Source organism: Shewanella sp. GD03713 (genome assembly GCF_029843705.1).
Classification (GTDB): domain Bacteria; phylum Pseudomonadota; class Gammaproteobacteria; order Enterobacterales; family Shewanellaceae; genus Shewanella.
The window spans coordinates 3,502,301-3,515,903 of the sequence record NZ_JAOCIW010000001.1 but is presented as its reverse complement, the minus strand read 5'-3'; the positions used below and the strand labels follow the sequence as shown (position 1 = coordinate 3,515,903).

Here is a 13,603-nt window from a genome sequence, read left to right as displayed (position 1 = left end):
AAAACACAATTACTTGACGTTAACGTAAACTGATTAAAGTGCTGTATAACATTATGAATAAAAAGAATTTTAAAAAATGGAAAACGATAGAGTTACTAAAATGTAACATTGAAATCGATTGTTTTTGATTTAGAAATAGTGATTTTTATTGCAAATACAGTGGCTGTATAAAAATATAAAATAAGTGAATTGTTATTCTGTTTACCTGTGAGTGGAATCACGGAGTGTAAAGACACTGTGAGCAATGACTCAGGTTTTGAGCTTTGACGCTGTGAATCTAACGGGAGTTTGATTTACCACCAAGAAAACCATGCTCGCTTTGTTTATCATGAGTTTTTTCATCTAAACACACGTCTTTACTCCTTCTTTTTTGTGATTTTATCTTGGTTATTTTTAATGAAACGACATGAAATTTGGCGGGCGAGCTAATGGGGCTCGATGCATACGTAAACACATTCGGTGCCGTGTGTAAGGCTAAATACGGCGAGCGCTTACGCAAGCTGACTATCGATGCCAAATTCACTTGCCCTAACCGTGATGGCACTCTGGGACGTGGCGGTTGTACCTTTTGTAATGTGGCCTCCTTTAGTTATCAGCAGGCGGAAACGCTCAGCATTAGTGAGCAATTACAGCAGGGGAAAGCCCGTTATAAAGAGGCGAAACCTAAGCTGAACGCAGATAAATTTATCGCGTACTTTCAAGCCTATACGAGTACCTATGATGAGTATCAAGTGTTGATGGCTAAATACGATGAAGCGGTCAAGGACAGTGAGATTGTGGGCCTGTGTGTCGGCACTCGTCCCGACTGTGTGCCAGATAATGTGTTAGATTTATTAGCGAGTTATCAGCAAAAGGGCGTCGATGTCTGGTTGGAGCTTGGATTGCAAACCGCCAATAATCGCACTTTGCATAAAATTAACCGTGGGCACGACTTTGCCTGTTATTGCGATACAGTTGCACGGGCCAGAAGCCGAGGCCTAAAAGTTTGTACACATCTTATCTTAGGCTTACCCGGTGAAACTCACCTCGATTATATGACGACACTGCAAGCGGTGCTGGCGCAGGGCGTCGACGGCTTAAAGCTACATCCATTACATGTCGTCGAGGGTAGTACGATGGCGAAAGCTTGGCGTGCAGGACGCTTACCCTTGCTCAGTATTGAGGAGTATGCGGCTTGTGTCGGTGAACTGGTTCGGCATACACCGAAAGAGGTGATTTTTCATCGGGTGACCGCCTATGCGAAAAAGCCGATACTACTTGCGCCCGATTGGTGCGGCTATCGTTGGAATGGGTTAGTGGCAATTGTTGAGGATCTTGCGCGTAAGGGTGGACAAGGCGCGGCATTAGCGCGACCATAATGACTATATCGCTTGAAGGGATTCAGTTGATCTCGATTTATCGCTGAGAGTGTTTGAAATGGTTGAAATTTTGTTAAATAAACCGTGATTTGACCACAAATGCTGCTATAAGTTGCACTGACAATTTTAGTGGGTATCATGTCATAAACGTGTTTTAAGCATTGGACTACTTAAGGGAGGCCTAGATGGCCACAGTTGAATTAGAAACAATCCTAGATCTCAATACGTTAGAACAGTATTGCAGTGCGATTGGTGCCGGAACTCTGCTAAAGAGTGTGGTCTTGTTTGAGCAATTAATGCCTGAGTATGTAGGGAATCTAGTCAAGGCTAACGAAGCTGCCGATAAGGACACTTTATGCTCCGAGGCCCATAAATTTAAAGGTGCGGCGGGCTCAGTCGGTTTAAAACGTATTCAGCAAATTGCCCAGTTACTCCAACATGGTGAAGAAGCGCGTTGGGAAGCTGAGCATGGAACGTGGGTCGCGCAAATTGTTGAATTTGCAAGTGCCGATCTCCAGCAGTTAAAGCAATTCCTACAGGCTAAAGCTTAGTTTGTCGCCTAGAGGTGCAGCGCGATGTTGCACCTCCAAGTCTTATCTCCTGTGTTTATTCCATCCGTTTGTACGCTATAAGCGATCTCTTACCTTTTCCTTTGATTGAAAATCGATTTTGCTCACACTATTGAGCAATTCAGCCGCGTTTTAGTTGATAACTTATGCTAGAGTTGATTAAATTTATTAATTCATAACCTTAGTGGCAATCGATTAAATGAAAAATTTACCTAGCCTTAAGAATTTATTCTATTTGGTGAATCTTCACCAAGAGCAGAATTTTAACCGCGCCGCTAAGGTGTGTTTTGTCAGCCAATCAACGCTGTCGAGCGGGATCCAAAATCTTGAAGAACAACTTGGCCATCAATTGATTGAACGTGATCATAAATCCTTTATGTTCACCGCTATCGGCGAAGAAGTGGTGCAGCGTTCCCGCAAAATCCTCACGGATGTGGATGATTTAGTCGAATTGGTTAAAAACCAGGGCGAACCCATGACTGGGGATATCCGCTTGGGTTGTATTCCAACGATTGCGCCATTTTTGTTAAGCCGCGTGGTTAAGCAATGTCAGCAAGCTTATCCGGCGATGAGTTTATTACTCAAAGAGGATACTACTGAGCGTTTGCTCGATGCCTTAGGCAAAGGGGAGTTAGATTTACTGATCCTCGCCTTGCCCGTGGATACCAGTGGTTACCACAGCATGAAAGTTGGGATAGACCCCTTTAAGATGGTGATCCATAAAGACTTAGTGGGTGGCATTCATCAACCTATCGATTATCAGACCTTGCCCGATGAAAGTATCTTCCTGCTGCAGAGTGAACACTGTATTACAGGGCATGCGATTACCGCTTGTCAATTAGGTGACAGTGCTAAGGTGAATCCCTTTGCCGCAACCAGTCTGCACACTTTAGTGCAAATGGTGGATAGCAAGCTGGGCACAACCTTCTTACCGCAAATGGCGATTGATGCTGGCATCTTAAATGATACCGATCTGGTGGTGATGACTCCGCCAGGTGAAGCGCCTTACCGCGATATCGGCTTAGTTTGGCGACAAACAACCAGCCGGATTTTGACCTTCCGTACCTTAGGTTTGCTTATTCAAAAGCTGTTAACCAAAGAAATGGAATAATCGCTGTAAGTTAAAACTAGGATATTAGAGAGGGGAAACACCAAACACTTCAATCGAGTGTTGTTTCCCCTTTAATTTGACTGGACCCAAATTAGTTAAGCGGTATTCGCTATTGGGATTGTCGAGTCGGCCCGCCAATGCACCTGAAATCAACATGCGTTGCCCCAGTGGATTACACTGATCTTGAAGTCTGGCTAAGGTATTTAGCACATCACTAAAGAAGCTAATTTCTTGTTTTTGCACACCAACCACTGCAGCAACCACTTGTCCACAGTGGGCCGCCGCCTTAAATTTGGGCACAAAACCATAGTGTTCTTCAAAGTAACGTCGCTGCCAATTTAACTGTTGGCTAAATTCAAAATAGATATTCATGCAGCGGTCGTGTACCACACCTTCCTCTAACGGCCAGTGGATCAATACGGCATCACCCATATAACGGTAAATTTCGGCTTCGTTATTGGTCACAGTATCGGATAGCAAGCTAAAGCTGTCTTGAATGAGACGGCTAAAACGGTAATCCCCAAGGGATTCTGCGTGGGTTGTCGAAGCAACCATATCTAAATAAAGGAATAAACGCTGTTCGTACCTAGGTTTATGGTATTTACCTAAACCAATATTGAGCAGAATACGCGGCCCAACTAAGAGTGCCATTTGTTCGACAAAGGCTAAGCTGACCCGAACAACCACTAAATAGACGATGAGCGCTTGGAAGGACGGACTATAGAGAATATGCGCCGTGAGCATTTGTCTTAGGGTCGACATATGATTTTCAATGGCCCACATATTCAAGAACTGGGTCATATAGGCTAAGGTCGTCGCCCCAAGTAGCAGGAACAAACCTTTAAAAATCACTGAGAATACATAGGGAAGACGATTGATCGCGCTGAAGTCGGCGATCAGGTTCGACATCCAATGTAGGCTGCCAAAAATGATGCCCATGTAGACGGCAAGCGTCGCGAGATCGGCCGAACCGACAGCCCATTGTGGTAACTCTGGCGACTGTGCATATCGGAAAAACACGAACGCAGCCATGGCTATCGCCCAAGCTAATATCGCAAAAAGAAGTTTTTTCGCTTGTCTACGTGCTCTCACAACGGGTTTTGTATCCGAATACGACCATATATTTCAGGATGCCGTAGTTTATAGAAAATCATCACTAGAGTGCCAGTGATATTTGTGATCTGGATCAATCCAACGCTATATAGCTACGAAAATTTAACCAAATACCTTATTTAATAGCATGGCGGTAAAAGCGGTCTTTAAATAGAAACCCCGTGGATTGGTCATTTTAAGGCTACCATCCTCGGCAATGCTCTGGGTCAGCGCCTTACTGTTGGCGGCTTTAGGGCGCAGTTGCAACACTTCGCCATGCCTTGCGGTGAGTTTTTCCACTTTACCTAAGGCGATAAGTTCCATTATCTCCTCCCAATCCTGTTGCAGTAACCTTTGCTCTTGGAGATCGGGCTCCCACAATATGGGGGTGCCGACTCTACGATCTCCCACATGAATATGCCGCTCGCCCTCAACGGGTACCCAGAGCACACGCTGTAACTTGTGACACACTAAGCTGTCTTGCCAAGTTAAGCCTTCGATATTGGTTAGCGGGGCCACACACACATAGGTGGTTTCCAGTGGTTTGCCTTTGCTATCGATGGGAATGGTTTTTAGCTCAACGCCGAGGTGGAGAAAATCCTGCTCGGGTTTTGAGCCGGCAGTTGCACCTAACTCCATTTCAATGAGTTGTCCGACCCAACCCTTATCTCGTTTCAGATCCTTAGGCACAGTAATCCCGCGGTGGGCTGCAATTTGGGCCAAAGAGATGCCGGCCATCATATTGGCACGTTCGAGCAGTTCGCTCAGATTTTGAGGGGGGATTATCGGTTTCATAGGGCGAATTTTACTGGAAAATAGGTGCTTAGCAACAGAGGTTAAAAATTAAGCACTCAAAAAAGGATAAGATTGTACTCAAAGATAAATCTGTAAGTGCATGATTTTAATGTTAGTTGTCAGTTTGCAATCCAATACCTGCGAAAGTGTTCAAAGTTACTCTCGGTTTTCCCTTGCGTTTCTCACATATTTATCCACAGATATTATGGATAACTCACAATGCAGCGGGCTTTAACCGAATAAAAATCGTGAGTCAATGGCTAAAAGGGGCATTTTTCCACGGGAGTGTGGGTAATTTTGGGAGAGCTCTGTGTATAACATTTAGGTGTTACTCGGATGAAATCGCATAATTTGCATTAGGTCAAAAAGTGAGCTTTTTAGTTTTTAAGTCACATATTCTTACACTGATTACATGTAACTTTATGATTTTAAATTTTTTATTTTATTTAAACAAGCTGGCTGCCATGAATGATATTTGATGTTTTTTGAACGATATACCTAGTTTACCCTAGTTTCAAACAGAGATATCCACAGAAAATGTGGATATCCCCAAGGTTAAAACCCTTGGATTGTTGATAAAGTAGTAAGTTGAGGGTATTTATCCAAAAAATAGCTGTAAATAGAGGTTTGCTGAGAGACTGGCTTTGTGAAACAATCGGTTTATTAAAAGTTATCCTTATTTGGAGTCCATGTGATTGATAGCGACGGCTTTCGCGCAAATGTGGGCATAATAATTTGTAATAGATACGGCCAAGTCATGTGGGCCAGACGATTCGGACAACATTCATGGCAATTTCCTCAGGGCGGCGTCGATGATGATGAGACGGCAGAAGAGGCGATGTACCGTGAATTGTATGAGGAAGTAGGCTTAAGACCTGAGCATGTCACTATATTAACCTCGACCCGTTCTTGGTTGCGATATCGTTTACCTAAACGTTTAGTGAGGCAGGACAGCAAGCCTGTGTGTATCGGCCAAAAACAAAAATGGTTTCTGTTACAACTCAAAAGCCAAGATAGTGCGATTAATTTAAGTTCTTCAGGCCACCCTGAGTTTGACGATTGGCGTTGGGTAAGTTATTGGTATCCTGTGCGGCAAGTTGTCTCATTTAAGCGTGATGTTTATCGTAAGGTCATGAAAGAATTTGCGGTAACGGCATTGTCATTCCAAACCCAGGAAATTCCGAGGAAGCGGGTAAGACAAAGAACAACGGGCTGATTTTCAAAAGAGGATTGAAAACAGTGTTAAATACGCTCAGGGATATTACTCAAGCTGTGGCGTCCGCCCACAGCTTAGAAACCGCATTAGAAGTCCTAGTTTCATCGACCAAAGCTGCGATGGAAACCCAATGTTGCTCGGTCTACATCTTAGATCAGCAAGAACTCGTATTATCAGCCACCGATGGCCTCGAAAAGAGTGCCGTTGGGCGCGTGCGCATGCCGTTAACCCAAGGCTTGGTTGGCTTGGCTGCTGAACGCGAAGAAGCCGTAAACCTCGCCGATGCGCGTTTGCATCCACGCTTTAAACTCTTCCCCGAAGTCGCTGAAGAAGAATACCGTGCCTTTTTAGCCGTCCCCATTATTTATCAAAAAGCCGTAGTTGGCGTGATTGTGGTGCAGCAGGCCAGCGCGCGGCAGTTTAGCGAGGGGGAAGAAGCCTTCTTAATGACCTTGGCCGCGCAGCTCGCGATGGCGATTAGAGGATTAAAGCAAAAGGCACAAGTCAGTTCGCTGCATCAACAGATTTTATTCCAGGGCACCTCAGCATCAAGCGGTATCGCTATTGCCCATGCCTTAGTGCTCGGTGGCGAAATCTCCCTCGAGCAGCCCGATGTGCGCTGCGAGGATATCGCTCTCGAATCCAGCCGACTAGTAGCGGCGATGGGGCGTTGTAAAGAGGCAATCGGCGCCTTATCTCAGCGTTTTGACCGTGAGCAGGATGAAGAAGTTGCCTCGATATTCAATGCCTTGCAGCTGCTGCTCGATGATGCCAGCCTAGGGGGGGAATATGCCCGTGAAGTGCAGCAGGGCTGGGAAGCTGAATCGGCGGTCAGCCGAGTTTCGCTGCGTTATATTCAACAGTTTTTAGCGATGGAAGATCCCTACCTGAAGGAGCGGGCGAGCGATATTCGTGACCTTGGGCAGAAGGTATTAAGGCAGTTAATCGAACCCGAGCGTTTAGAACTTGAACCCGATAAGCCGGTGATTCTCGTTACCCGTGAAGCGGATGCCACATTGTTGGCGGAATTCCCTCGACAAAAATTAGCCGGTATTGTCACTGAACTGGGGGGCGTTAACTCCCATGCGGCCATTTTAGCGCGCGCACTAGGCGTGCCCGCCATTACCGGCGTTGAGCAATTGTTGTCGGCCGATATTGACCAGAAGCTGTTAGTGGTCAATGCCAGCCGTGGGCAATTGATGGTGTCGCCATCGCCCGCCATTGTGAGCGAATATCGCAGTTTGATTTCGGCGCAAAAGGCGTTGCAACGCCAATACGCGCAGGAGTTAGCCCTGCCGTCGGTCATGCTCGATGGTACGCGTATTCGTTTGTATCTTAACGCTGGCTTACTCAGTGGCGTCGCCTCTGAAATCGCCGAAGGCGCCGATGGTATCGGGCTATATCGCACCGAAATTCCCTTTATGCTGCAGCAGCGTTTTCCGAGTGAGTCTGAGCAGGTAAAAGTCTATCAACAGGTGTTATTGGCGGCATCGGGTCGCCCTGTGGTGATGCGTACCTTAGACGTGGGGGGCGATAAGCCGCTGCCTTATTTCCCGATCAAAGAAGATAACCCCTTCCTAGGCTGGCGCGGTATCCGCTTATCATTGGATCATCCCGAGCTGTTCCTCGTACAGCTAAGAGCGATGTTGCAAGCAGGCGGAGAGGGCAAACAGCTCAGTATTTTACTGCCTATGGTCAGTAACTTAGATGAAATTGATCAATCCTTGGCCTATTTAGAACAGGCCTACGTTGAACTTAAGAACGATGTGAACAGCCAGATTGAAATGCCGCGCATTGGCATTATGCTCGAAGTTCCTGCGCTGTTATATCAGTTGGATGAAGTCGCAAAACGCGTCGATTTTGTGTCGGTCGGTAGTAACGATTTGACCCAATATTTACTCGCGGTGGACCGTAACAACCCAAGGGTGAGTTCCCTGTTTGATAGTTATCATCCAGGCATTCTTCGGGCGCTGCACCAGGCTCGGCTCGATTGTGACTACCATCAACTCGATATTAGTATCTGTGGCGAGCTGGCGGGGGAACCCATGGGGGCGATTCTGTTGGTGGCGATGGGATACCAGCATTTGAGTATGAACCAAGGCAGTTTAGCGCGGATTAATTATCTGCTGCGCCGAGTGTCCCGCGCCGATTTGACGCAACTCTTGTCGCAGGCCTTGAGCCTATCAAACGGTTTTCAAGTGCGTGAGTTGGTTAAAGAATATTTAACACAGCAGGGATTGGCCTCAATTCTTAATTAACTAATCGCGCCTTTTGCTTTAAGCTAAGGCTTCACTTAATCACGCTGTAGGTACCCGTGTGGATAGTTTGCTGTCGGTGTTCTTTATTTGCTTGGCTTTAGGCGCGTTTGTCGGTTTTATGGCGGGGTTATTGGGCATTGGTGGTGGCTTAATTGTCGTGCCCGCACTGCTTTATATCTTACCTTCTGTCGGTATCACTTCGGCTCAGTTACCCCATATTGCGATTGCCACATCCCTTGCGGCGATTATTTTAACCTCGATTTCTTCTGCAAGAGCGCACCATAAACGCGGTAATGTGCCCTGGGGATTGTTTCGAACCATGTTCCCGGGGATTATTCTCGGCGCCCTCATGTCCGGCTTTATTGCCGAACAAATCCCTGCGGCGACCCTCAGACAAGGGTTTGCGGTATTTGTGATGTTAATGGCGATTCAAATGGCTTATCCCTTTAAAACCGAATCGAACCGAGAACTGCCAAACTCGATGATTTTGTTTGTGGTGGCCGTGATTGTGGCCGCGATTGCTGGATTAATGGGGATTGGCGGCGGCGTCTTGCTAGTACCATTTTTAACCTATTTTGGTTTGCAGATGCGCCTAGCGGTGGGATTTTCCGCCGCGACCGGATTATTAATCTCCTTGTCGGGCAGCTTAGGGTATATAATCGCGGGCTTTAACGCGCCGGATCTCCCCGAGGGAACCTTAGGGTATATCTATTTACCTGCGCTATTTGGCTTAATAATAACCTCAATTTTAATGGCTCCAGTAGGTGTTAAGGCGGCAAGCACTTGGCCTACCTCGGTCCTTAAAAAAATATTTGCACTTTTACTCCTGTGTGTCGGTCTCAAATTAATTCTGAGCTGATTTTTAGTGTTTAGCCCTCGATTTGAGGCTGTTGATGGATAAGTTATGGCATTGAATTTTCCCAATATCGATCCTGTGATCGTGAAGTTTGGTCCCTTTGATATTTTTGGACAAACCTTTGAACCCGCCCTGCGTTGGTATGGATTTACTTATTTAGTTGGCTTTGTCGCCGCCATGTGGTTACTCAATCGCCAGGCCGACCGCTCCAATGGTTTATGGTCAAGAGAACAGGTTTCCGATTTACTGTTTTATGGCTTCTTAGGGGTGATTTTAGGTGGCCGCATCGGTTACGTGCTCTTCTATCATTTCGATTATTTCCTCGCTAGCCCAATGTATTTGTTTAAGATTTCAGAAGGCGGTATGTCTTTCCACGGCGGTCTGATGGGGGTAATTACCGCCATGATTTATATCGCCTGGAAGCAAAAGCGTACCTTCTTTGCGGTCGCAGATATGGTGGCACCGGTTGTACCTATTGGCTTGGGTGCGGGCCGTATCGGTAACTTTATCAATGGTGAGTTGTGGGGCCGAGTCACCGATGTCCCTTGGGCCATGGTGTTCCCAAGTGGTGGACCAGAACCTCGTCACCCATCACAACTCTATCAATTCGCCCTTGAAGGGGTGGCCTTATTCCTGCTCCTCTATTGGTTCAGTAAACGAACGAAGAAAGTCGGCGCCGTGTCGGGCATGTTCTTACTCGGATACGGGATTTTCCGTGTGATTGTTGAAACCGTAAGACAACCCGATGCGCAGTTAGGCCTCTACTGGGGCTTTATGACGATGGGACAAATCTTATCTGTGCCGATGGTCCTCTTCGGTTTATATCTCATTCTTCGTCCAGAGGGTAAGCAGTAATGCAACAGTATTTAGATTTGATGAAGCACATCTTAGCCGAAGGTGTGGATAAATCAGACCGCACCGGTACCGGCACTCGCTCGGTGTTTGGCTATCAAATGCGTTTCGATTTAAGTAAGGGCTTCCCCTTAGTGACCACCAAGAAGTGCCATATGCGCTCGATTATTCATGAGCTATTGTGGTTCCTTAAGGGCGATACCAATATTGCTTATCTGCGTGAGAATAAAGTCAGTATTTGGGATGAATGGGCAGATGAAAACGGCGATTTAGGCCCAGTTTATGGCGCGCAGTGGCGCAGCTGGCCGACCCAAAGTGGCGATGCTATCGACCAAATCGCTCAGGTGATCGCACAAATCAAATCTCAACCCGATTCCCGTCGTTTAATTGTTTCGGCGTGGAACGTGGGTGAACTGGATAAAATGGCATTGGCACCTTGCCATGCCTTTTTCCAATTCTATGTTGCCGATGGCAAATTATCTTGTCAGCTGTACCAGCGTAGCTGTGATGTGTTCTTAGGCTTGCCTTTCAATATCGCCAGTTATGCGCTGCTGACCATGATGGTGGCACAGCAATGTGATTTAGCTTTGGGTGACTTTGTGTGGACGGGCGGCGATACCCACTTGTACTCCAACCATATGGAACAAACGGCGTTGCAGTTAAGTCGCGAGCCAAGACCGTTACCCACCATGACTATCCTGCGTAAACCTGCTTCTATTTTCGATTATCAATTCGAAGATTTCGAGCTAACTCACTACGATCCACACCCGCATATCAAAGCGCCTGTCGCCGTTTAACGGCGAAATAATCGACTAATACCTCGGAATTGCCGAGGTATTTTGTCGAAACTATCGATTATACTTGTCAATTTTCTTCGTCTACACTCATTTCATTATGATTTTTTGGAGTGCAAGATGGAAAAAGCAATTAGAAATTTTCTGAGCCAGGAATCGGCTGGCGGCATCCTGTTATTGGTTGCTGTTGTCTTAGCCATGCTCATGGCCAACTCTCCTCTAGCGGGACTCTATCAAGGTTTTCTCGGAACTGAAGTACAAGTGCGTGTCGGCGCGCTCGATCTGCATAAGCCGCTGTTGCTGTGGATTAACGATGGCCTGATGGCATTGTTTTTCTTACTGATTGGCTTAGAGGTAAAGCGTGAACTGTTAGAAGGCGCCTTATCCAGTGTGGCCCAGGCTTCACTGCCAACCTTTGCCGCGATTGGGGGGATGTTAGTGCCAGCAGGCATTTATCTGTTATTTAACTATGGCGATCCTGTGACCCAAGCGGGCTGGGCCATTCCTGCGGCTACCGATATTGCGTTTGCATTAGGGATCATGGCGCTGCTAGGTAGCCGCGTGCCAGTGGCATTGAAGGTCTTCCTGTTGGCACTCGCCATCATCGATGACTTAGGCGTGATTGTGATTATTGCGCTCTTCTACAGCAGCGATCTTTCAACCATTAGCTTAGTGATTGCCAGCATTGCGATTGTCGGTTTAGTCGCCTTAAACCGTAAGGGTGTGACCGCGTTAGCACCCTATGGCGTGTTGGGACTCGTCCTGTGGGTCGCGGTATTAAAGTCTGGCGTCCACGCGACTTTGGCAGGTGTGATTATTGCCTTCTGTATCCCACTGCGGGCAAAGGATGGCAGTTCACCCTCTGAGCATTTAGAGCATAGCCTGCACCCTTGGAGCACCTTCCTTATCCTGCCAGTCTTTGCCTTTGCTAATGCGGGGGTGGCCTTAGGTAATATGAGTTTGGATACCCTGATTTCCCCAGTGCCTGTCGGGATTGCATTGGGACTCATGTTAGGTAAGCCGATTGGGGTGATGCTGTTTAGTTATGTGGCCGTGAAACTGAAGTTGGCGCAATTACCCGATGGGATTGGTTGGAAGCAGATTGCGCCAGTGGCGGCAATGTGTGGTATTGGTTTTACGATGTCGATGTTTATTGCTTCGCTGGCATTTGAGCAAGCAGACCCTATGTACGGCGACTTAGCGCGCCTTGGCACCTTGATAGGCTCAATTCTGGCGGCCTTGATCGGGTATTTCTGGTTATCAAAAGTGTTACCTAAAAAAGGAGTATAACTATGATAAATATGAAATTAGTAGGAGTGGCAGCACTGTTAACACTTTCTTCAAGCGCAATGGCTTCGCAGATTGATGCCTGTAACAAGGATGTCGCATCACAAACCTGTCAAAGCTACCTTGAGGGCATAGTCGATGGCGCGTTAATGTTTAAATCTGAGGCATTAGGCGCACGGCTTGAAACCAATGGCTATGAGTCTAGGGCGCTCAAGTACCGTGGCGGTAAACGTTTCCAAGAGGCGAATCGCACCTATTGTGCCAACCGTATTCCGGATAGAGACAGCTTAGTCTCTGGTGTAACGGAAGCGGTTAGCACGGGTACCGCAGCCGATTTAGAACAGCTGCAGGGAATAGTGGTTAACTTATTGGATTGTCAGCGTTTAAAATAGCGCTATCGACTCATCATTTGTTAAGCTGAGTCACTGCGATCCGACATGCCGCAGCCCTTGAGGCTGCGGTATCCATCAGAGGAAGCTCATTGGCGATGCTGCATCTTAATTACAACCATCTGTATTATTTCTGGATGATCAAGAAGAAGGGCTCTGTGGCCAAGGCGGCTGAAGCCCTTTGTCTGACGCCCCAAACCATCACGGGGCAAATTCGCGCCCTTGAAGATCGCCTTAACGGCAGCCTATTCAAACGTGTCGGACGCAATTTAGAGGCGACAGAGCTCGGTGAGCTGGTATTTCGCTACGCCGATAAGATGTTTTCACTCAGTTATGAGATGCTCGATTTACTCAACTATCAAAAAGATGATGCCATTTTATTTGAAGTGGGCATTGCCGATGCCTTGTCTAAAGCTTTGGCGAGTCGCGTATTACTTTCTGTGGTGCCCAATGATGGCTCTATGCATCTTGCTTGTTATGAAGCGACCCACGAAAGTTTAATGACCCGTTTACGCGAGCATAAACTGGATATGATCCTCTCGGACTGTGCAGGTGAGTCATTGAAATATCCTGAGATTTTATCGAAAAAACTGGGTGAGTGTGGCGTGAGCTTTTTCTCCGCCGAAACCTACAGCGCCGATTTCCCTGCTTGTTTAGAACAAGCACAATTGCTGATCCCCGGCCGTAGAACATCGCTTGGGCAACAATTATACCGTTGGTTTGATGAGCAAAATCTAAAGGTCAGCATCCTAGGTGAGTTTGACGATGCGGCGATGATGAAGGCCTTTGGCTACCTGAAGCGCGGGATCTTCGTCACGCCGTCGGTTTATCCTCAAGAGGTGATTTCCCATGGCATGCATCTCCTAGGGGAAACCTTAGATGTGAAGGAAGAATACCATGTGATGTTTGCCGAGCGGATGATCCAACATCCCGCGGTGAAACGTTTATTAGAGACGGATTTCAGTGATTTATTTGCCGGATTAGACAGCCAAGTTCAGCGGTGTTAAACCGAGTTTCAATACGGCT

The 13,603-nt window shown here is 46.9% G+C and carries 13 protein-coding genes; 11 read left to right on the top strand and 2 right to left on the bottom strand.

Going from position 1 to position 13,603, the window contains the following annotated elements:
• The first annotated feature begins 428 nt into the window (after positions 1 to 428).
• The 3 genes from N5E87_RS15470 (at position 429) to oxyR (ending at position 3,038) form a co-directional block, all read left to right on the top strand.
• Positions 429 to 1,358 carry a TIGR01212 family radical SAM protein gene (locus N5E87_RS15470; RefSeq protein WP_086903131.1) on the top strand — a complete coding sequence of 310 codons (930 nt, stop codon included), beginning with the start codon at positions 429 to 431 and terminating at the stop codon, positions 1,356 to 1,358.
• 185 nt (positions 1,359 to 1,543) lie between these two features.
• Positions 1,544 to 1,909 carry an Hpt domain-containing protein gene (locus N5E87_RS15465; protein WP_086903132.1) on the top strand — a complete coding sequence of 122 codons (366 nt, stop codon included), beginning with the start codon at positions 1,544 to 1,546 and terminating at the stop codon, positions 1,907 to 1,909.
• Between the two features lie 217 nt (positions 1,910 to 2,126).
• Complete coding sequence (gene oxyR / locus N5E87_RS15460; RefSeq protein ID WP_086903133.1) at positions 2,127 to 3,038, top strand: hydrogen peroxide-inducible genes transcriptional activator OxyR; 912 nt, start codon at positions 2,127 to 2,129, stop codon at positions 3,036 to 3,038.
• Between the two features lie 24 nt (positions 3,039 to 3,062).
• Here the strand turns inward: oxyR and N5E87_RS15455 are convergent, their stop codons facing one another.
• Both N5E87_RS15455 and mutH read right to left on the bottom strand, forming a co-directional pair.
• Positions 3,063 to 4,130 carry an adenylate/guanylate cyclase domain-containing protein gene (locus N5E87_RS15455; RefSeq protein ID WP_041412723.1) on the bottom strand — a complete coding sequence of 356 codons (1,068 nt, stop codon included), beginning with the start codon at positions 4,128 to 4,130 and terminating at the stop codon, positions 3,063 to 3,065.
• 123 nt (positions 4,131 to 4,253) lie between these two features.
• Positions 4,254 to 4,925 carry a DNA mismatch repair endonuclease MutH gene (gene mutH / locus N5E87_RS15450; protein WP_086903134.1) on the bottom strand — a complete coding sequence of 224 codons (672 nt, stop codon included), beginning with the start codon at positions 4,923 to 4,925 and terminating at the stop codon, positions 4,254 to 4,256.
• Positions 4,926 to 5,616: 691 nt separating this feature from the next.
• Between mutH and rppH the strand changes: the two genes are divergently transcribed.
• The 8 genes from rppH (at position 5,617) to nhaR (ending at position 13,584) form a co-directional block, all read left to right on the top strand.
• Complete coding sequence (rppH, locus tag N5E87_RS15445) at positions 5,617 to 6,141, top strand: RNA pyrophosphohydrolase (protein ID WP_086903135.1); 525 nt, start codon at positions 5,617 to 5,619, stop codon at positions 6,139 to 6,141.
• A 23-nt stretch (positions 6,142 to 6,164) separates the two neighbouring features.
• Positions 6,165 to 8,399, top strand: coding sequence for a phosphoenolpyruvate--protein phosphotransferase (gene ptsP, locus N5E87_RS15440; protein WP_218558487.1), 2,235 nt, complete (start codon positions 6,165 to 6,167; stop codon positions 8,397 to 8,399).
• Between the two features lie 58 nt (positions 8,400 to 8,457).
• Entirely contained in the window at positions 8,458 to 9,258 is an 801-nt protein-coding gene (locus N5E87_RS15435; protein WP_086903298.1) for a sulfite exporter TauE/SafE family protein, read from the top strand.
• Between the two features lie 45 nt (positions 9,259 to 9,303).
• Complete coding sequence (gene lgt / locus N5E87_RS15430; RefSeq protein WP_011623612.1) at positions 9,304 to 10,110, top strand: prolipoprotein diacylglyceryl transferase; 807 nt, start codon at positions 9,304 to 9,306, stop codon at positions 10,108 to 10,110.
• Positions 10,110 to 10,904, top strand: coding sequence for a thymidylate synthase (thyA, locus tag N5E87_RS15425; RefSeq protein ID WP_086903299.1), 795 nt, complete (start codon positions 10,110 to 10,112; stop codon positions 10,902 to 10,904). Before lgt ends, thyA begins: the two co-directional genes overlap by 1 nt.
• 117 nt (positions 10,905 to 11,021) lie before the next feature.
• Complete coding sequence (gene nhaA / locus N5E87_RS15420; RefSeq protein WP_086903300.1) at positions 11,022 to 12,191, top strand: Na+/H+ antiporter NhaA; 1,170 nt, start codon at positions 11,022 to 11,024, stop codon at positions 12,189 to 12,191.
• A 2-nt stretch (positions 12,192 to 12,193) separates the two neighbouring features.
• A complete protein-coding gene (locus N5E87_RS15415) occupies positions 12,194 to 12,580 on the top strand; it encodes a hypothetical protein (RefSeq protein ID WP_086903301.1) in 387 nt (128 codons plus the stop codon).
• Positions 12,581 to 12,675: 95 nt separating this feature from the next.
• On the top strand, positions 12,676 to 13,584 hold the full coding sequence (gene nhaR / locus N5E87_RS15410) for a transcriptional activator NhaR (protein ID WP_086903346.1): 909 nt from the start codon (positions 12,676 to 12,678) through the stop codon (positions 13,582 to 13,584).
• The last annotated feature ends 19 nt before the right edge of the window (positions 13,585 to 13,603 follow it).